Raw genomic sequence first — 18,495 nt, 5'->3', positions numbered from 1 at the left:
AGTTTTTCAATTGGTTAATTAGAAGAGTCAATAATATTTTGTTACGTAACTATCTGTTTTTACACTATCACCCACATTCCGCGATTTTATAACGTAAATAGATATCAGTGCCGCAATGCATTAACTCGATTACGACTGGTGTAAAGTAAAAATTTAACCACTTAAGATTGCATTTAATCAGAGAATCCGTAATATAAAAAATTAGGACGATATTTTAACAGGACGTGAGGTGCACCATGCTCTTCGTACTATCTGATGAATTCATCACTAAATTACAAACTATACGCATCAATTATCAGGAGCGTGCTAATGTTACTCTTGATGAAAGCAAACAACCTTATCGCATCAGTCGTTTCTTTGGTGCAAAAGATATTAAAGCTCGCAACAAACAAATTAGTCTTATTGAAAAATGGCTTGAGGCATTAAAAGGTGACCTTTTAACGGATAAAATTACCCCGGAAAAATTACAACATTTTATCAAAAGCGAATTATCAAAAGATGAAATGGAACCAGGAGATACCATCAATAAAACACTTGAGGAGTCGCCATCAGTAAAGGAACTTGTCGCTAAATATCATACTGCGTTATGTGTCCTCGTGACAGTTTGTCTCAGTGTTAAAGCACAGATTGATGAAACTTATGCAGTATGTTCTGGTGAAAACGCTGTTTTAGAGCAACTGATGTATGAAGCCATGGGGATTACTTCAACCAATTATCTGGATGAAGAAACCAAGGCCTGTTGTCTATTAGCCACAAAACGTTACCTGTTGGAGCGAGGACGCTTCGAAGCAATTAATGCTCAGCTCTCACAGAAATTTACTGAAAAGCAATGGGATGATTTTTTACATTTCGTCACGAAAAGCTGTAATGCTTTACATGAAAAATACCTGACAAATTTCCCGATAACAAAAGTGATGATGCCATTAATGGGTAAGCCTTTAGAGTTTACAGGATATACCATGGGTTTCTTATTGGGAAAGATGGTTGGCGAATCTTCTAAATTACTGCCAGTTCACTACAAATTGACTGCAGTTTTAGGCAGCGGACTAGTATTACTGATGGGACCATCCGCTGGGGTAGGGGTTTCATTACTGGTACCAACCTATGCCGGACGTATTTTAAATACTTACTGCGGCGTAAGCTTAGCCTGGATATTAGGTACTGCGGGTAATATTGCCGGACAAGGACTTGGATTAGTCACTGGTTTATCTGCCGATCTGGGATGGAAATTAGTGTATAAAACAGGAATTTTGCTTGCTCAACTTTATTCAGGTCGCAGCAATCCAGAACATTTAAATGGTATTTTATTAGCTAATGGGCATCGTGTTATTAACGGCGTTGAATTAAAGTTTGTCGATTCTAGTACTTTATCTGCTCAAATGCCTCCTAACTATCAGTTATGCCCTGTTGAGTTTGATATTCATGAAGGTGCGCTAAAAGTAACGGTTAATGGAGAGCAAACTGCAGTTGTCCCACTGGATGAAGAAAAGAAACCGCTTTATCTGGAAGAATTGAAAAATTTATTTGCCATCCAGGCAGAGAAAGAACGGAAACTTATACAGATTAATGGGGATGACAGTTTGGCTATGCTTGCTTCTTATACGGGTGAAAAAGAAAATATTGTGGAAGACTGCGATAAAAGTAGCGCTTCAATAACCATTTAAACCGCGTCCACACAGTACCAGTGAGACTGAAAATTCTCAGCTACTGTTTAGATACCGCACAAAAGCACGGAATCTAGAAATGAAACCGCTATTGAGGAGCCTTCAAACAACTATGTGGCTTTCAGGATCTGAGGAATCGTCACAAAATTTCTCTCTAATAAGTTGGGTCATTTTTGACTAACATTGAAACCCATGCATGGAAGGAAGTCTATTTTTAATCCATTACGATTAGTTCTCTCATTACAGCAGTTGCATAACTGCCTGCAGTTAATTGAAAAGATAACTGTAAATTGTCACCCTGCCAGTCCCATTTCATTTGCTCAACAACCAATCTTAACGAGCGATAGGCACGATCCAATCCATGTTGTTCCAATGCTTTACACCAAGAGTTATAAGGCAATAACGCTTTTTGTTGCAATGCCAATGCCTGCATTTGAAGTCGCTCTTCCCCTCTTCCCCATAATGGAGCCGCAGGAGAAATGTCAAACTCAGCAACTCTTTTTTCAATAACAGCATCACTTTCTTCAATGGAAAAAATACTGTTGGATCCCGTTAACTGCATGACATCTCCAGCCATTGCTTTATTCCAGGTGTTAGCTTGCACGCGTTCACTCAAAATTTGATTAAATAAAAAAGCACGAGCCGCTGAATAATAAATACCACGAAGAAAACGATTTTTGACTCGAATGCCAGCTAACAGCAGCTGTTCAGCTTTTAGTAAATTATTATTACCATAACCAAAGCGTTGAGGGCCGAAATAATTGGGCACACCATTGGCTGAAATTTGCTCCAGACGCTCTTCAACCTTTTCAAGGTGAGTAAGGTCACGTACAACCAAAGTAAATTGGTTAGCAGCCAAAGCTCCTGTTCTTAGTTTTTTAGCATGCCTTTTCGCTTGTAGCACGCGCCATCCCTCGCCTTCCAAAGTTTCTGCGTTAATGACTTCACCCGGACAATGAATTGAAAACCACTGGGTTGTTACTGCCTCTTTATCTTTTAGGCCTGCATAGGAAATCGCTTTTTCCGATTTTACTAACCGTCGAGCCAGTGACCTGACCACCTCTTCAGTATTTAATCCCTTCTTTTCGATTTGCAAATATAAATGCTCACCCTCTCCAGTTAAATCAAATCCTAGTATTTCATGAACGCTAAAATCCTCAGGAGAACATTTTATGTTGCCGGTACTATTGGGTTTACCATAGGCAAATGCTTGCGGCTTAAAATCTGACACTAAAATACCTCTTATATTTTTTTGCGATGTTTTTTACTTACTAGACTACCCAAAACACTCATAATCAAAGTAGCAACGATAAATCCTAAGGAAATAAAAATAGGTAATTTAATCCAATAAGCAATTAACATTTTAAAACCAACAAACGTTAAAATAAGTGCAATACCATATTTCAGAAGATGAAAACGATCTGCCATATTTGCAAGCAAAAAATACATAGCCCGTAAACCCAAAATCGCAAAAATATTTGAAGTAAATATAATAAAGGGATCATCCGTAATCGCAAAAATTGCCGGAATACTGTCTAGAGCAAAAATTAAATCGCTTGCCTCAATAAGCACTAACACTAAAAATAGTGGCGTAATATAAAGTAAATTATCTTTCTTTACAAAAAAATGCTCCTTATAAAAATTATCAGTAACTCTTAAGTGTTTCCGCATCCAAAATAAAAGCCAATTTTTTTCAAGCGTAGGCTCTTTTTCAGCCACAAAAAAAAGCTTAATACCACTAAAGAACAAAAATGCTCCAAATACATACAGTATCCAATGAAATTGATTAACCAGCCACAATCCTAATAAAATGAGTAGGAGACGCATGACAATTGCACCTATCACTCCAAACAGTAAAACGCGTCTTTGATATTCCATGGGTACAGCAAAATACTTAAAAATCATTACAAAGATAAACATATTGTCTATTGAAAGTGATTCTTCTATTAGATAGCCCGTAAAAAACTCTAACGCTTGTCGATGAGCGGTAGCTGCATCCGTAGTATTTAACAGATAAAGCCACAAGAGAAGATTAAATAATAACGCCAGAGTTACCCAGACAATTACCCACGTCAACGCTTCTCTGGTGGAAACACGATGTGCCTTTTTACCCCCAAAGACAAATATATCAATGGCTAACATTAAACTGATAAAGAGAAAAAAAGCGACCCACATCCACCATTCACTTATTGAATGCATTATTTCTCCTCATAATCAATCGCACCCATTGAAGCTGCTGATTTGAAATTCTAACTAGTGGACGCGAAATAATCATCAGCACCAAACAAATTTATTTCTACTCCTACTATAATCCAAAATATATCCTATTTGTATACTTCTTAACCTTATCTTAATTTATCTATGTCAAAATGATCTACCAGAAATAGAAGCCTATTTTCCAACTGCAGAAACTTTCCTTGATAAACTTGGAAAAGACTACACGATAAGCATACAAATGCATCACTATAAGAGTTTGCGAGTAGACAGCTGCGATCAGTTAAGTTTTGATCTAGTGGCGAACAGGCGCTCCTTTAAATTGGAAGTGTTGAACTATATTCATAATGAGTATACTTCTTTTCTAAGTCGTGACATAGCAGTGAAGTTATTTAACGCTATCAATGATGCCGGTGAGGTATTCAATGAAGAGACTAACTTTGATAGTGAAGAACTACAGAGCTTGTTTAATGATGAAAAATTAATTGCTATCGTTCAACGCTTTAAAGATTTCTATCCACAAATAATTCAAGAATATAACCCTGAGCATTCACCTTCTCGAAAGTGGGGTTAAACAGGATTAGCACTATCAATAAAATGATGTTCTAATTTGAAATGGGAAGCCAGGTGATGCCCTAATTCCTGAATACCATAGCGTTCAGTCGCATGATGACCACAGGCAAAGTAGTGAATTCCCAATTCCTTTGCTTGATAATAGGTCCGTTCTGAAATTTCACCACTAATATAAGCATCTACTCCCAGCTTACAAGCTTCCTCAATGAAATCCTGTGCCGCACCACTACACCAGGCAACAGAGTGGATTGACTTGCTTGAGCCTTTTATTAATAAAGGAAGTCTACCCAGTTTGGCGTGCAGTTGCAGTAAAAATTCCTCAGTAGTTGTAGGTTGCTCAAGTTTACCCGCCCAGAGAAGATTAGGCGTTTTCCCAGCAAAATGCATTCTGCAGGACTTAATATTGAAAAGCCTTGCTAAACAAGCGTTATTGCCAATTTCGGGATGACAATCCAGTGGTAAGTGATAGGCCAAAAGAGAAATATTTTCACGAAGCAATTTGGCAATTCGCTGTCGCTTCATGCCAGTGATGATGGGTTCCTCACCTCGCCAAAAATACCCATGATGAACCAATAAAGCATCAGCATGTAATGAAATTGCATGCTCTATTATTTCTGCAGAAGCAGTGACTGCAGTACAAACACGCTTAATGCACTCCCTACCTTCAATCTGCACGCCATTCGGGGCATAATCATTAAAATTATTGCATCCTAAAAATTCGTGCAGATAGCAGGCAAGTTTATCACGTGAAATCACCGAGCTGAGGCCCTCTTAATATCAGCACCCAACATGGATAGTTTTTCTTCAATGCGTTCATATCCTCTATCGACATGGTAAACACGCTCCACCGATGTTTCGCCTTCAGCGGCGAGCCCAGCCAAAATAAGGCTTGCAGACGCACGTAAATCCGTCGCCATTACAGGGGCGCCTGTTAACTTCTCAACCCCATTAATCATTGCAGTATTCCCATTCAATTGAATTTGAGCTCCCATGCGCTGCAATTCTTGTACGTGCATAAAACGATTTTCAAAAATATTTTCAATGACTGAGGAGGTACCATCAGCAATTGCATTTAATGCCATGAATTGCGCTTGCATGTCTGTGGGAAATGCTGGATAAGGTGCTGTTGCAATATTTACAGCCTGCGGGCGAAGTCCATGCATATTTAAAGTAACCCAATCTTCACCAATTGATAATTCTGCTCCTGCCTCTTCAAATTTACACAACATCGACAGTAAATTATCAGGTTTAACACGGCGTATAGTCACTTTACCTCGAGTTATAGCTCCTGCGGTCAGATAAGTACCCGCTTCGATACGATCTGGCATCACTGAATAAGCGCCTCCAGAGAGAGCAGGAACTCCTTCCACTTCAATAGTACCACTACCAGCACCAGTAATTTTAGCACCCATATGATTCAGAAAATTAGCCAAATCAACTACTTCTGGTTCTCGCGCAGCATTTTTAATAAGAGTTTTTCCTTCCGCAAGAACAGCAGCCATTAATACATTTTCTGTGCCAGTAACCGTAACGGAATCAAATACCAGTGTTTTCCCCTGCAAACGCCCTTTTTTGCAACGGGCTTTGATATAACCATTTTTTACTGTGATATCAGCACCCATTGCTTTCAATGCTTTAAGGTGTAAATCCACTGGTCGCGTACCAATAGCACATCCTCCGGGCAGAGAGACATCAGCCTGGCCGAAACGTGCTAGCAAAGGCCCCAAAACCAAAATTGAGGCACGCATTGTTTTGACTAACTCATAAGGAGCTACATACTCATTGACTTGTGAAGCATCGACTTGTACATTCATTTTTTCATCAACGGTCAACTGAGCCCCCAACTGCCCTAAGAGCTCCATCATCGTGGTAACATCTTTAAGATGAGGCACATTGGCAATGGTTACATTGTCACTCGCTAGAAGTGTGGCCGCCATGATAGGTAACGCTGCATTCTTTGCTCCGGAAATAGTAACTTCTCCTTGCAAAGCCTTACCACCATTGATAATTAACTTATCCACGATTGTTCTCCCACTCTTCCTTTGTAAAAGTCTTCATACTTACAGCATGTAGACTACCGGATGTAATATACTCTTTAAGTTTTCCATAAACCCATTGCTGCCTTGCCACCTTCGATTTCCCCAAAAATGCATCAGAAACAATAGTGAGTTGATAGTGGTAACCATCTCCTTCAACTTGAGCAAAATCCACCTCTCCTGTTTCAGCAAGGCGTTTTTCTAATACCTCATTACTAATCATACAACTTATTCTCACATTGAGTTTAATTCATGTTATTGAGTATGGCGTCTACACCACAAAACTCTGCCAATGCATGAACAGCTTTAGGTACACCTTCAATCTGGCAAATTTTGTTTTTTTGGGTGCTCAGCCGTTTAGCTTCAATCAACAGAGCAAGACCTGCACTGTCGCAATGCGTTACCTCACTTAAATCAAATTTTATAATTTGTCCTCTCGCCTCACGAAAATATTTAACTAATCGCTCACGATCAGCCTGAACGGTTGAAAATATCATTTCCGAAGACGGTTTGAATGCTTTAATTTCCACTTAAGCCGCCTTTTTTCCTGGTTGAGCACGCAGTTGCCTAATAATTTCTTGCATACTTGAATTTCTTAATGCTTCAGCAAACTGTGAACGGAAACTTTGTAATAAACTTACTCCTTCCACACTTAAGTCATAAATTTTCCAGACTCCATTTTTGGAGACTAAACTGTAGCTTAAAGGAATATTTTGACCATTTGAGCGAACAATTACACTGTTCACACGTAAAAACCGATTGTCCAGAGAGCCACGGATAGGCAAAAACTTAACTTTTTCATCGGTATATTCAGCCAGGGGAGTTGCATAGGTGCGAATCACCAGCTGAGTAAACTCATGTGCAAATTGCTGTCTTTCGCTGGCAGTCGCTTTATTCCAGGCTTGTCTACCCAATACAGAACGTGACATTCCACTTACATCTACATTTGGCAAGAGATAGCGCTGCACTGCTTGATGAATAATATGTGGATTACCCTTTAAATTAGCTCTGTTATCTTTCAACGTCGTTATAATTTGATTTGCTGTATTTTCAAGCATTGGCAAAGGAGAAGACTGAGCCCACAACCATTGACTGAGTGACAACAAGCCTACAATTATTAATGATTTGATTGCTCTCATGATTCACCCTATTTTTTATTGATATTGAACAAAAGTTGTCCTATTAAGTTTTCAAGAATAACAGCTTCTTGTGTTTTAGCAATAACATCTCCTTCACGTAAATAAGGATGTTCCTGCCCCTCATCTTCAAATCCCGGTACGATGCTGATGTAATTAGAACCAATTAGTCCTTCAGTTAAAATACGGGCTGAAGTATCCTCATAAGGGATTGGTTTATCATTGCGTAACCGCATTGTTACTCTGGCATTTAATTCCCCAGGTTGCAGCTCGATGTGGGTTACTTCTCCAATTTTTACTCCAGCCACGGTAACAGGAGCCCTCACTTTTAAACCACCTATGTCGGTGAATTCAGCTGTAACATGATAACCTTTATTGGAAACTAACGTTGTAACACCACTCACTTTCATTACCAGAACGAATAAGGCAAATAAACCCAGCAACATAAAAATTCCAACGCTTATATCAATATAACGTTGCCTATTATTCATTTACCAACCTCCAATCATCATAGCGGTCAAAATAAAGTCAAGCCCCAGCACTGCCAATGAAGAATAAACAACCGTCCGTGTTGTTGCCTGACTAATACCTTCCGCGGTAGCAATACAATTAAACCCTTGAAATACGGCTATCCATACCACTACAAATGCAAACACCACACTTTTAATGATGCCGCTTAAAATATCTAAACGAAAATCAACAGCTGCTTGCATGTTAGACCAAAAACTGCCGGCATCAATACCTAACCAATCCACACCAACAAAATAACCGCCATAAATGGCAACAGCGGTAAAAATTAATGCCAAAAGCGGCAAAGAAATTAAGCCTGCCAAAAAGCGAGGATAAATTACTCTACCTAGGGGATCTACTCCCATCATATCCATACTGGCCAGCTGTTCAGTTGCCTTCATTAAACCAATTTCTGCCGTTAACGCTGAGCCTGCACGCCCTGCAAACAGTAAAGCGCTTATAACTGGACCAAGCTCTCTGGCAATACTTAGCGCCAACAGTTGACCCAGCTGACTACTGGCGCCAAATTTTTGTAGCGTGTGATACCCTTGTAAACCAATAACCATGCCAACAAACAACGCTGAAACAACAATTATTAAGCAGGACAAAACACCAACAAAATAGAGCTGCCTTTTCAACGCAGGCCAGAGCCTCGAAACATCAGGGTTTCTTAAAAACATGCGTAGCAAAAATACCCCTGACTGTCCCATTGTCTGCAAATTTATTACGCCTCGCTGCCCTACGCGAGCTAACCTATCAAGCATCGAGTAACTCCTCTGTATAAGGACGCGCCGGATAATGAAACGGCACTACACCATCAGCTTCACCATGCATAAATTGCCTGACTTGAGGTTGGTTAGAGTTTTTTAATTCAAGAGGTGTGCCATGTCCAATGACGAGACCACCGGCAATCAAATAAATGTAGTCAGCAATTGAACAGGTTTCTTCAACATCATGAGAAACAATAATCGTGGTTGTTTGTAAAAGCTGATTTAATCGCTTAATTAAACGAACAAGCACTCCCATTGAAATGGGATCTTGGCCCGTAAAAGGCTCATCATACATCATTAGTTCAGGATCCAGTGCAATTGTGCGGGCCAGAGCCACGCGTCTTGCCATCCCACCTGAGAGCTCATCCGGCATCAACTGCGCTGCTCCCCGCAGCCCAACAGCCTCAAGTTTCATTAACACGACATCACGAAGCATGGCTTCATTAAGATTAGTGTGCTCCCGCAATGGGAAGGCGACATTATCAAAAACTGACAGATGGGTAAAGAGTGCGCTACTTTGAAATAACAACCCCATTTTGCGACGTGCAAGATACAACTCTTTTCGAGACAGCTCGTGGATATTATTCCCAGCAACAGAGATAGTACCTGCTTGCGGATAAAGTTGAGCTCCTATTAAACGCAGAAGCGTTGTTTTGCCACTACCACTCGGTCCCATAATAGCAGTAATTTTTCCTTGCTCCATTGTCATATTAACGCCATTAAAAATACAACGTTCACCTCGAGAAAAGGTAAGATTAGTGATTTGCACCAAATTATTTTGCATGTATTTTTTACCGGCAAATGAATGGAAAAGATAATTATACTTGATACGTATTATTTTGCGAATTAAAACTAAAGCCTACATTCCTTCCGCACCTGTATGGGACCCTTACTTAATAACTCAATAACTGCGCCTGCTCTGACTGTTCATAGGAGTTCATAAGTACCGAACATAACTCCTCTCTTTTAACAAAAGGATTAAACGATTCTCGAATTTGATTGTTCAAATAGATAGCGCCCTCTCTCAACACATCGAGAGTAGGTTCTTTCAAACTTTTCAAAAGAAGCGGGGGTTGATTTTGTAATTTTGGCAGGATACTTTGAAAGGCCTTCGCTAATGCTGTAATAAATATTGTCTGATTAACATTGAGATTTTTAGGCTGACACCGGGTAATTAACAATTGACATTGATCTTGATGATTTAGATTAAATAAGGGATCTAAGTCCTCAGAGTCAATAATTGGGTTTTGCCAAGATGCTCGTCCATCTTGCTTATCAATATTTAAATTATATTTAAGATCATCTTCGCAGAATTGGTGAACAAGTTCTAAAACCAACATCATCTCATGCGGATCATAGCAAGTAATTAAGACAGGAGCTTGTTGTTCTTTATTCTTTAGAATATTCCACAGAATTTGACACATATCCAGAATCAATTTTTTAGGCACTTCGGAATGGTCACTTAAAAATTCTGGGTGACGCCAAAGAATACAACCAGCCTCTGCAATCAATGGTATTGGAGGAGCACTAGCCATATCAGAATATATGTAAGTTTGATGAACATTTGATGCTGTTTTCTTCAAGAGACGAGTATTGAATCTTAAATCCCGCTTGTTGATATCACAGCCAAAATAATTAAACTCTCTTTCCCCGGAACGAGCCAACAGTTCAAGAGTAGAGACCTCCAGGGCAGTACCACAGGCAACACTAAATAGGTTTAACGCATCGTCACGAACACAATTTGATATTAGGCCCCTAATTGCGGGTAGAAGAGAATAAGAAATACGAAAGTGTCGCTGAGAAAATAGACTTGGGTTGGGAAAATTATTAAAAATAAAAGACATTTAAAATTCAAAATAAATAGCAGTGGATATATATTTTACTTTTAATTGTTTTTAAATACAATTGGATTACGGAAAAGGCAGTTAGTACTTTTCACGTAATGCATTCTTTCGATGGCTCATCTCAAGCATTATTAACGCGATAACCGCAGGATAAGCTGCAGTCAATTATACCCATTTTGTTACTAGTTATGGTACACTCTATCCCCTGTTCAAATGACACCAAAGAACATGAATTTTTGCAAATTAGGTCTTGCAGTCATTGAAACCGAAGCACAGGCAGTATTTGATTTAACTCAGCGTATTGATCAACGTTTTGAGACAGCTTGCGAACTTTTACTGGCCTGCAAAGGACGTGTTGTAGTAACCGGGATGGGCAAATCAGGGCATATTGGAACCAAAATTGCTGCGACTTTTGCAAGCACTGGTACTCCAGCTTTTTTTATGCACCCAGGTGAAGCCAGTCATGGTGACCTGGGTATGATTACACGTCAAGACACTGTCCTTGCGATTTCCAATTCAGGTTTTACAAATGAAATCGTGACCCTGCTGCCGCTGTTAAAACGTTTGGAGGTTCCACTTATTACCTTAACCGGAAATCCGGAATCAACCATTGCCAAATCAGCAGATGTTAATCTCGATATCAGTGTTGGCCAGGAGGCTTGTCCCTTAGGCCTTGCGCCTACAACAAGTACTACTGTGTCATTGGTGATGGGTGATGCTCTAGCTATCGCCTTATTACAGGCAAGAGGATTTAGTGCTGAAGATTTTGCCCTGGCACATCCTGGTGGAGCTTTAGGTAGGCGGTTATTACTGCGCATTGATGAGCTATGGCATGAAGGGGATGAATTACCCTTGATTAATGATCAAGCTACCATTAGTGAAGCGCTTATTGAAGTCACTGCAAAAAAATTAGGAATGACTTGTGTAACAGATGCTCATGGGTATCTTGCTGGTGTTTATACCGATGGAGACGTCAGAAGAACCTTAACGCAAAATTTTGACATTAATACGACCCCATTAGCCATGGTAATGAGTAAAAACTGCAAAACTATTAAAAAGGGGCTTTTAGCTGCTGAAGCATTAGCGATAATGCAAAAATACAGTATTACATCGCTGGTGGTAGTTGATGATGCTAATCGACCGAAAGCTGTTGTACATTTACATGATCTGCTGCGAGCAGGTGTTTTTTAAGCTAAGGCAACTAAACAGCTTGTTTAAGGTAAACACAGAAATGAATGAATTAATTGAAAAAGCAAAAAAAATTAAATGTTTAATCTGCGACGTTGATGGTGTTCTGACTGATGGTCTTTTATATGTTGACAATTTTGGCAATGAACTGAAAGCTTTTCATGTACAGGATGGGATGGGGTTGAAGCTATTAATGGCAGCGGGTATTGAGGTAGCAATTATTACCACTTCAGTGAATGCTGTCATTGACCACCGCATGAAACAACTCGGTATTCTTCATTATTATACTGGTCAGGTGGATAAGCGAGATGCTTTCGCACAACTTAAGCAGCGCCTTGGTTTTGACTATACTGAATTTGCCTATGTGGGCGATGATTTACCAGACTTGCCTATTATACAACAAGTTGGTTTAGGAGTGGCTGTAGCCAATGCAGTGCCCCAGGTTAAAGAGTTTGCAATCTGGCAAACGGAGCAAACTGGAGGCCGTGGTGCCGTTAGGGAAGTCTGTGAATTAATTTTAAATGCGCAAAATAAACAAGAAATAGCACTGACAAGGTACTTAATCTCATGAATGCAGCAAAACAAGCCGCTTGGTTATTCAGTGCACTAATAGCACTTGCCTGCGCTGGATGGTATTTTGCAGGCTCAACAGCTACTGCCAAACTTGATGAGACAATACTTTCACAATCGGCAGATACCATAGTAACCAATTTAACAGTGCGCCGCTTTGATGAAAAAGGAAAACTCATTAATTACTTGCACACACCAGAGATGCAACACATTCCAGCAGAAAACACCAATTTATTAAAAATGCCGCAAATAACCATTAACCAACCAGAGCAACCGGCCTGGCAAATTAGCTCTGAGTATGCAAAAGCGATTCATGGCGGTGAGCAAATTACTTTTATGCACCATGTTGTTGTTCACCAAAATAAAGGAGAGCACTCGCAAGAAAGTACGATGAAAACGGAAAAATTAATCTACTTTTCCAGGGAAAAACTGGCAACCACTGATTTGGCTGTCAGTTTTGAACAACCAGGGAGTATTGTACATTCTCAAGGAATGAAGGCTTATCTAGCTGACAAACGCGTACAACTAAGTAGGGCACATGCAACTTATGAACCCAAACACGGTTAAGATGATCAAGCTATGTTTTGTTTTTATCCTGATTCTTGTGATGAGATTAAGTTTTGCTATGCCCGATGATCGTGAAAAAATAGCTGAATTATCGGCTGACTCCGCTGATTTAAATCAGCAAACCCATCGCGGTGAATACATTGGAAACGTCGAGTTTGATCAAGGCACGTCACATTTACGAGCAGCCAGAGCTATTACTGAAGGTGATCAGCAAAATAAATTAATACTTGCGATTGCTTTTGGAGATGACAAAGAACAAGCTCATTTTTGGACCCAGACAGCGCAGGATAAACCCTTGTTACATGCTTATGCCAATATGATTCGCTACTATCCTGAGCGTCATTTGGTAGAATTAATAGGAAATGCTCGCGTTACTCAGGGCGACAATTCTTTCTCAGGTCCAAAAATTAGCTATGACACTGAAAAGCAACATGTTATTTCTAAAGGTGATCGTAAAAATCGTACCACGATTGTCATTCATCCCGAGAAAAAAGCATGAGTGAGTTAGTAGCAAAACATTTAAAAAAATCGTTTAAGGCCCGAACCGTTGTTAATGATGTAAGCATTACTATTCGCAGTGGCGAGTGCGTAGGATTGTTAGGCCCGAATGGTGCAGGAAAAACAACCTGTTTTTACATGATTGTTGGGTTGCAGTCTTGTGACGAAGGGCAAATTATTTTAAATGCTCAAGATATTACTAAAGCACCCATGCATCAACGTGCACGCTTGGGGATAGGGTATTTGCCACAGGAAGCTTCTGTATTTCGAAAGATGTCTGTTTCTGACAACATTTTATCCATTCTGCAGCTTCGCAAAGATTTGGATGAGCAAAGTCGTCAAGCTAAATTACAGGAATTAATGCAGGAATTCCATATCTCCCACATTCAAAAAAGTCTTGGCATGAGTCTTTCTGGTGGTGAGCGACGCCGGGTTGAAATTGCACGTGCTCTTGCCATTGAGCCCAATTTTATTTTGCTGGATGAACCTTTTGCCGGCGTTGATCCTATTTCTGTTCTGGACATAAAAAAAATTATTCTTCATCTCTGTGATAAAGGCATTGGTGTATTGATTACTGACCATAATGTGCGTGAAACGCTGGATATTTGTGAGCGCGCTTATATTGTAAGCCAGGGAAACATTCTTTGCGAAGGGACTCCTGAAACCATTTTAGGAAACCAGCAAGTCAGGGCTGTTTATTTGGGAGAAGAGTTTTCCTTATAAGATTTTCCCCACCATCAAGTCTATGCATGAAAATTAAAGTTAATGATGATATTAATCTGCTCCCTATTTCTACGTCCCGCGACTCGTTCGCGGGATCCAGCCCTCTTGCAGCATCACTGGATCCCGCGGCTAAACCGCGGAACGTGGAAATTAAACATTGTTTCATGCGTCAGCCCCGTTCTCACTATTTTTAAATTGGTATTAGGCAATTATGCTACTCATTATTGATAACTATGATTCCTTCACTTATAACTTGGTTCAATATTTTCAATCCTTAAACCAGCATGTTTTAGTTTATGCGAATGACCGCATTACATTAAGTGACATTGAAACGCTCCAGCCGCAATACCTCGTTATTTCTCCGGGTCCCAAAGGACCACAGGATGCTGGCATCTCATTATCGGCAATTGAACGATTCCATCGACAAATTTCTATCTTGGGAATCTGCCTTGGCCACCAATGTTTAGCCTATGCATTTGGTGCATCAATTGTACGTGCTCCGACTATTATGCATGGAAAAACCTCAGCAATTATTCACTGTAACCAAGGACTTTTCCGTGATCTACCCAGTCCTTTTCAAGCAACTCGCTATCATTCGCTGGCAGTAGAGCCATCCACCTTGCCCTCTTGCTTTTCTATCGATGCATGGGCTGAAGACGCTATTATGGCGATTTCTCATCGTCAATACCCACTTTATGGGCTACAATTTCATCCCGAAGCCATTTTAAGTGAATATGGTTTGCAATTATTAACCCATTTTTTAGAGCAACATGAATACAAATAAACTTTTCGAACAGTTAATTGCTCGTGAAAATTTATCAACCTCGCAAATGCAAAGTATTATGTACGCCTGCATGAAGGGTGAATTATCCGATGTCCAAATAGCAACTTTTCTTGCATTAATGCGTGCAAAAGGTGAAACAATCGAAGAATTAACTGCTGCCGCTACTGTCATGATGGAGTTGGCACATTGTATTGATCTTGGGGACAATCTTATTGATATCGTAGGTACAGGGGGTGATGGTAAAAATACCTTTAATGTATCAACCATCAGCAGTTTTGTGGTTGCCGCCGCCGGAATCAACGTTGCTAAACATGGTAACCGCTCCGTTTCCAGCCGCAGCGGTAGCGCGGATTTATTATTACACGCAGGATTTGAGCTTCAACTCACCGACGAGCAGCTTAAAGAGTGTATGCATCAATGTCATGTGAGTTTTTTATTTGCTCCACATTTTCATCAAGCCATGCAATATGCGCGCAATGCAAGACAACAACTGGGTATTCGCACCTTATTTAATCTTCTAGGACCCTTAGTCAACCCGGCTCGTGTAAAAAAACAAGTTGTAGGTGTATTTGCAAAGCAATGGCTTGAACCTTTGGCTAAAGTATTAGTTAATCTTGGCAGCCAACGAGTTCTTGTTATTAATTCTCGCGATGGTATGGATGAAGTCAGTATTTCAGCAGTTACTGACGTCATGGAATATCACAATGGCCAATACAAGCATTGGAGCATTAATCCAGAAGAGTATGGCTGTTATCACCCTACCCTGGATCAAATCATCGTGGACTCTCCAGCTCAAAGTCTAGCCTTGGCTGAAGAAGTATTGCAGGGTCAACAAGGACCTGCTCGAGACATTGTTTTATTAAATGCAGCCCTGGCACTTTATTGTGGAAGTGTGCCCTTAAGTTTTAATGAAGCTATTATGAAAGCAAAACAAGCTATTGATAGCGGTGAGGCTGGTCGTCGATTTGAGCAATTAAAAAATTTAACTCAGAAGGCAAAAAATGAGCATCCTTAATAAAATTAGCGAACATAAAAAGCTGGAAGTTGCAAAGGCAAAACAACTGATGCCTTTAGGTATACTAACAAGTCAGGAAATAGCCTCCATTAGAGATTTCATTGCCCCCCTTAAAAACCATAAACCCGCTATAATCGCCGAAATTAAAAAAGCTTCACCTAGTAAGGGGCTAATTCGTGCTGACTTTGATGTTGCAGAAATTACAAAAATCTATGAGGACAATGGTGCCAGTTGTTTGTCTGTACTTACTGACATTGATTTCTTCCAGGGCGATCCCTCCTATATTGCCGTCGCTAAAAAAAATTCGCATTTACCGGTACTACGCAAAGATTTTATTATTGACCCCTATCAAATTTATGAAAGTCGTTTTTTAGGCGCAGATTGTATTTTACTGATTGTTGCCATGCTTGACGATTATCAACTCAAAGATTACTGTCAATTAGCACAAGAACTTGGTATGGCGGTTTTAGTAGAAAGTCATACCCATGAGGAGTTACAGCGTGCTCTTGAACTTCCTACGCCTTTAATAGGGGTTAACAATCGCAGTTTACACAGCTTTACCACAGATATTCGTACCAGCATTGAACTCATTCGCTATCTTCCCGCCAATAAAATAATGATTACTGAAAGCGGCATTAATACTCATGAAGACATTCAATTAATGTTAGACCATCATATTCATTGTTTTCTTATTGGTGAAAGTTTAATGAGAGCTCCTGATATTGGAAGTAAATTAAGGGAATTTTTAGTAAACAGCGGTACCTCAAGTACCTCCTCTTGAAAGCGGCGACGCTGGGATTTCGCGCATAAAGCACGTGGCAGTTTGCTAGTATAACGTCGATGTAGATGATGTGTTTAGCCTGTTTAATGTGCCCTTTTATTTGTATTACTGTGCTAAATTTAGCATAATGCAACCCCTTTTTTTCTTTTTGAGAGAGTATGACCGAGAACAAAATAACTGTTGAACTCTTGGAACAACTAGTAGGCAAAGCAGAACTTAGTCAGGAAGGTGATACAGCGAACTATATTCCTGAGTTGGCAAATGTTAATAAAGATATTACAGCTATAGCAGTTCATCCCCTAGGCGGTGAAACAGTATCTTTCAGTAATCAACCATTAGCGCCTGTAACTCTACAAAGTACTGGTAAAATGATTACGCTTATTGGATTACTCGAAGAATTTGGCGCCAATCAACTTTTTGAGTGGGTTAAAGTAGAACCTTCCGGAGATGATTTTGCCTCAATTACTCGACTTGAGCAATTTGGGCCTAAGCCTTCAAACCCTATGCTTAACGCAGGTGCAATCACATTATGTTCTCATATTCCAGGAATCGGAGAGCAGCAATTTGCCTGGCTAGAGCATTGGGTACTAAAACTTTTTAATCAACGTCTTAGCATTAATCCACTCGTTTTCGCCTCTGAGAAACGCACAGGCGATCGCAATCGTTCACTCGCCTATTTATTAAAAAGCAGAAATAATTTAGGCGCAGGAATTAATGAAACCCTGGATCTGTATTTTACACTCTGCTCTTATGAGGCGATGCTCGAGCAAATGCTTTATTTGCCCACGCTGCTCGCTAATGCAGGTAAAGACCCTGTCACAGGGGAGCAAGTACTCTCTCTGGAAACGTGCAAAATTACACTTGCTATTATGGCGACTTGCGGTTTATACGATGAAACAGGAACACATATGGTGAAGACAGGCATGCCCGCTAAGAGTGGTGTATCTGGTTATACGATTGCGGTGGTACCTGGAAAAGCAGGGATTGCTGTTCTAAGTCCGCGGGTAAATCTTAAAGGAAATAGCATTCGCGGGGAAATTATGTTGGAAGAATTGTCCAAAGCAATGAATTGGCATTTTGCATTACCCAATAATTATTAAAATTTTATCTCTATCTCCTTAACCGCAATAATAGTTTATTGTAGGGTCTTAAATGGACGTAAGACCACTTATTGCTTGTAAAAATCTCAATAGGATAAATTATGATCACTGATCAAAATTATTTTGACCACGATGCAGATATAGGTATTATCGGCAGAGGCTCTACTTTGGAGCAGAGTTTTGAACAAGCAGCAGAAGCAATGTTTGCATTAATGGGCGATTTGTCCCGGATCTCTGCCCAAAAATCCCTGGCCTTTCAATTTGAAGAGGCTGACCCAGAATTGGCTTTGGTAACCTGGCTTAATTTACTCATTGCAAATGCACAGGCCAATCATTTAATCCTCTGTAAGTTTAAAGTTACAAGAAACGGGGTTCATTGGAGTGCACACGCTCAAGGAGAGGTATGGCATGAAGACATTGAGCGAGGAATTGATGTGAAAGGGGCTACATTAACAATGTTATCCGTTAAACAAATAGAAGAACAATGGGAAGCTCAATGTGTAGTTGATGTTTAACAAAACA

The 18,495-nt window shown here is 40.0% G+C and carries 23 protein-coding genes; 12 read left to right on the top strand and 11 right to left on the bottom strand.

Features of this window, described 5'->3' with window-relative positions:
• The first annotated feature begins 236 nt into the window (after window positions 1-236).
• Window positions 237-1,664, top strand: coding sequence for a hypothetical protein (locus tag clem_RS04775; RefSeq protein WP_094090578.1), 1,428 nt, complete (start codon window positions 237-239; stop codon window positions 1,662-1,664).
• A 214-nt stretch (window positions 1,665-1,878) separates the two neighbouring features.
• Here the strand turns inward: clem_RS04775 and truD are convergent, their stop codons facing one another.
• Window positions 1,879-2,895: a tRNA pseudouridine(13) synthase TruD gene (truD, locus tag clem_RS04770; RefSeq protein WP_094090577.1), complete on the bottom strand. Its 1,017-nt coding sequence runs from the start codon at window positions 2,893-2,895 to the stop codon at window positions 1,879-1,881.
• Window positions 2,896-2,906: 11 nt separating this feature from the next.
• Window positions 2,907-3,863: a TerC family protein gene (locus clem_RS04765; protein ID WP_094090576.1), complete on the bottom strand. Its 957-nt coding sequence runs from the start codon at window positions 3,861-3,863 to the stop codon at window positions 2,907-2,909.
• 256 nt (window positions 3,864-4,119) lie between these two features.
• Here clem_RS04765 and clem_RS04760 point away from each other — a divergent pair, with 256 nt between their 5' ends.
• Window positions 4,120-4,452: a hypothetical protein gene (locus clem_RS04760; protein ID WP_094090575.1), complete on the top strand. Its 333-nt coding sequence runs from the start codon at window positions 4,120-4,122 to the stop codon at window positions 4,450-4,452.
• Here clem_RS04760 and clem_RS04755 read toward each other — a convergent pair.
• The 9 genes from clem_RS04755 to clem_RS04715 form a co-directional block, all read right to left on the bottom strand.
• A complete protein-coding gene (locus clem_RS04755) occupies window positions 4,449-5,207 on the bottom strand; it encodes a Nif3-like dinuclear metal center hexameric protein (protein ID WP_094090574.1) in 759 nt (252 codons plus the stop codon). The genes clem_RS04760 and clem_RS04755 overlap by 4 nt on opposite strands.
• Window positions 5,204-6,472: a UDP-N-acetylglucosamine 1-carboxyvinyltransferase gene (gene murA, locus clem_RS04750; protein WP_094090573.1), complete on the bottom strand. Its 1,269-nt coding sequence runs from the start codon at window positions 6,470-6,472 to the stop codon at window positions 5,204-5,206. The genes clem_RS04755 and murA overlap by 4 nt, the downstream gene beginning before the upstream one ends.
• Window positions 6,465-6,710, bottom strand: a complete 246-nt coding sequence (locus clem_RS04745; RefSeq protein WP_094090572.1) for a BolA family protein — start codon at window positions 6,708-6,710, stop codon at window positions 6,465-6,467. Before clem_RS04745 ends, murA begins: the two co-directional genes overlap by 8 nt.
• A 22-nt stretch (window positions 6,711-6,732) precedes the next feature.
• Window positions 6,733-7,017 (bottom strand): STAS domain-containing protein, encoded by a 285-nt coding sequence (locus clem_RS04740; RefSeq protein WP_094090571.1) that lies wholly within the window; start codon window positions 7,015-7,017, stop codon window positions 6,733-6,735.
• Window positions 7,018-7,626, bottom strand: coding sequence for an MlaC/ttg2D family ABC transporter substrate-binding protein (locus clem_RS04735; RefSeq protein ID WP_094090570.1), 609 nt, complete (start codon window positions 7,624-7,626; stop codon window positions 7,018-7,020).
• A gap of 8 nt (window positions 7,627-7,634) precedes the next feature.
• Window positions 7,635-8,114, bottom strand: a complete 480-nt coding sequence (gene mlaD / locus clem_RS04730) for an outer membrane lipid asymmetry maintenance protein MlaD (RefSeq protein WP_094090569.1) — start codon at window positions 8,112-8,114, stop codon at window positions 7,635-7,637.
• A complete protein-coding gene (gene mlaE / locus clem_RS04725) occupies window positions 8,115-8,897 on the bottom strand; it encodes a lipid asymmetry maintenance ABC transporter permease subunit MlaE (RefSeq protein ID WP_094090568.1) in 783 nt (260 codons plus the stop codon).
• Window positions 8,890-9,687 carry an ATP-binding cassette domain-containing protein gene (locus clem_RS04720; RefSeq protein WP_094090567.1) on the bottom strand — a complete coding sequence of 266 codons (798 nt, stop codon included), beginning with the start codon at window positions 9,685-9,687 and terminating at the stop codon, window positions 8,890-8,892. Before clem_RS04720 ends, mlaE begins: the two co-directional genes overlap by 8 nt.
• Window positions 9,688-9,796: 109 nt before the next feature.
• Window positions 9,797-10,747, bottom strand: coding sequence for a hypothetical protein (locus clem_RS04715; protein ID WP_094090566.1), 951 nt, complete (start codon window positions 10,745-10,747; stop codon window positions 9,797-9,799).
• A 228-nt stretch (window positions 10,748-10,975) separates the two neighbouring features.
• On the opposite strand from clem_RS04715, the gene clem_RS04710 reads away from it, so the two are divergent.
• The 10 genes from clem_RS04710 (at window position 10,976) to clem_RS04665 (ending at window position 18,488) form a co-directional block, all read left to right on the top strand.
• Window positions 10,976-11,938 carry a KpsF/GutQ family sugar-phosphate isomerase gene (locus clem_RS04710; protein ID WP_094090565.1) on the top strand — a complete coding sequence of 321 codons (963 nt, stop codon included), beginning with the start codon at window positions 10,976-10,978 and terminating at the stop codon, window positions 11,936-11,938.
• 40 nt (window positions 11,939-11,978) lie between these two features.
• Window positions 11,979-12,506 (top strand): KdsC family phosphatase, encoded by a 528-nt coding sequence (locus clem_RS04705; RefSeq protein WP_094090564.1) that lies wholly within the window; start codon window positions 11,979-11,981, stop codon window positions 12,504-12,506.
• Entirely contained in the window at window positions 12,503-13,072 is a 570-nt protein-coding gene (lptC, locus tag clem_RS04700) for an LPS export ABC transporter periplasmic protein LptC (protein ID WP_094090563.1), read from the top strand. The genes clem_RS04705 and lptC overlap by 4 nt, the downstream gene beginning before the upstream one ends.
• A 40-nt stretch (window positions 13,073-13,112) precedes the next feature.
• On the top strand, window positions 13,113-13,571 hold the full coding sequence (gene lptA, locus clem_RS04695; protein WP_232505565.1) for a lipopolysaccharide transport periplasmic protein LptA: 459 nt from the start codon (window positions 13,113-13,115) through the stop codon (window positions 13,569-13,571).
• On the top strand, window positions 13,568-14,293 hold the full coding sequence (lptB, locus tag clem_RS04690) for an LPS export ABC transporter ATP-binding protein (protein WP_094090561.1): 726 nt from the start codon (window positions 13,568-13,570) through the stop codon (window positions 14,291-14,293). Before lptA ends, lptB begins: the two co-directional genes overlap by 4 nt.
• Before the next feature lie 211 nt (window positions 14,294-14,504).
• Window positions 14,505-15,077, top strand: coding sequence for an anthranilate synthase component II (locus tag clem_RS04685; RefSeq protein WP_094090560.1), 573 nt, complete (start codon window positions 14,505-14,507; stop codon window positions 15,075-15,077).
• Window positions 15,064-16,092 carry an anthranilate phosphoribosyltransferase gene (trpD, locus tag clem_RS04680; RefSeq protein ID WP_094090559.1) on the top strand — a complete coding sequence of 343 codons (1,029 nt, stop codon included), beginning with the start codon at window positions 15,064-15,066 and terminating at the stop codon, window positions 16,090-16,092. The genes clem_RS04685 and trpD overlap by 14 nt, the downstream gene beginning before the upstream one ends.
• Window positions 16,079-16,873, top strand: coding sequence for an indole-3-glycerol phosphate synthase TrpC (gene trpC, locus clem_RS04675; protein ID WP_094090558.1), 795 nt, complete (start codon window positions 16,079-16,081; stop codon window positions 16,871-16,873). The genes trpD and trpC overlap by 14 nt, the downstream gene beginning before the upstream one ends.
• Before the next feature lie 158 nt (window positions 16,874-17,031).
• Window positions 17,032-17,973, top strand: a complete 942-nt coding sequence (glsA, locus tag clem_RS04670) for a glutaminase A (RefSeq protein ID WP_094090557.1) — start codon at window positions 17,032-17,034, stop codon at window positions 17,971-17,973.
• A 101-nt stretch (window positions 17,974-18,074) separates the two neighbouring features.
• Complete coding sequence (locus tag clem_RS04665) at window positions 18,075-18,488, top strand: archease (protein WP_094090556.1); 414 nt, start codon at window positions 18,075-18,077, stop codon at window positions 18,486-18,488.
• The last annotated feature ends 7 nt before the right edge of the window (window positions 18,489-18,495 follow it).

Origin of the sequence: Legionella clemsonensis, assembly GCF_002240035.1 — a bacterium.
In the GTDB taxonomy this organism is placed as follows: domain Bacteria; phylum Pseudomonadota; class Gammaproteobacteria; order Legionellales; family Legionellaceae; genus Tatlockia; species Tatlockia clemsonensis.
This window is presented reverse-complemented; position numbering and strand designations above follow the sequence as displayed.

Bases quoted from the DNA above. Each gene is read 5' to 3' on its own strand.
- clem_RS04685 (WP_094090560.1), top strand. From the start codon at position 14,505: ATGCTACTCATTATTGATAACTATGATTCCTTCACTTATAACTTGGTT.
- clem_RS04665 (WP_094090556.1), top strand. From the start codon at position 18,075: ATGATCACTGATCAAAATTATTTTGACCACGATGCAGATATAGGTATT.
- trpC (WP_094090558.1), top strand. From the start codon at position 16,079: ATGAGCATCCTTAATAAAATTAGCGAACATAAAAAGCTGGAAGTTGCA.
- clem_RS04775 (WP_094090578.1), top strand. From the start codon at position 237: ATGCTCTTCGTACTATCTGATGAATTCATCACTAAATTACAAACTATA.
- glsA (WP_094090557.1), top strand. From the start codon at position 17,032: ATGACCGAGAACAAAATAACTGTTGAACTCTTGGAACAACTAGTAGGC.
- clem_RS04765 (WP_094090576.1), bottom strand. From the start codon at position 3,863: ATGCATTCAATAAGTGAATGGTGGATGTGGGTCGCTTTTTTTCTCTTT.
- clem_RS04715 (WP_094090566.1), bottom strand. From the start codon at position 10,747: ATGTCTTTTATTTTTAATAATTTTCCCAACCCAAGTCTATTTTCTCAG.
- lptC (WP_094090563.1), top strand. From the start codon at position 12,503: ATGAATGCAGCAAAACAAGCCGCTTGGTTATTCAGTGCACTAATAGCA.
- clem_RS04760 (WP_094090575.1), top strand. From the start codon at position 4,120: ATGCATCACTATAAGAGTTTGCGAGTAGACAGCTGCGATCAGTTAAGT.
- mlaD (WP_094090569.1), bottom strand. From the start codon at position 8,114: ATGAATAATAGGCAACGTTATATTGATATAAGCGTTGGAATTTTTATG.
- clem_RS04705 (WP_094090564.1), top strand. From the start codon at position 11,979: ATGAATGAATTAATTGAAAAAGCAAAAAAAATTAAATGTTTAATCTGC.
- trpD (WP_094090559.1), top strand. From the start codon at position 15,064: ATGAATACAAATAAACTTTTCGAACAGTTAATTGCTCGTGAAAATTTA.
- clem_RS04710 (WP_094090565.1), top strand. From the start codon at position 10,976: ATGAATTTTTGCAAATTAGGTCTTGCAGTCATTGAAACCGAAGCACAG.
- lptA (WP_232505565.1), top strand. From the start codon at position 13,113: ATGAGATTAAGTTTTGCTATGCCCGATGATCGTGAAAAAATAGCTGAA.
- clem_RS04745 (WP_094090572.1), bottom strand. From the start codon at position 6,710: ATGATTAGTAATGAGGTATTAGAAAAACGCCTTGCTGAAACAGGAGAG.
- lptB (WP_094090561.1), top strand. From the start codon at position 13,568: ATGAGTGAGTTAGTAGCAAAACATTTAAAAAAATCGTTTAAGGCCCGA.
- clem_RS04720 (WP_094090567.1), bottom strand. From the start codon at position 9,687: ATGCAAAATAATTTGGTGCAAATCACTAATCTTACCTTTTCTCGAGGT.
- clem_RS04735 (WP_094090570.1), bottom strand. From the start codon at position 7,626: ATGAGAGCAATCAAATCATTAATAATTGTAGGCTTGTTGTCACTCAGT.
- mlaE (WP_094090568.1), bottom strand. From the start codon at position 8,897: ATGCTTGATAGGTTAGCTCGCGTAGGGCAGCGAGGCGTAATAAATTTG.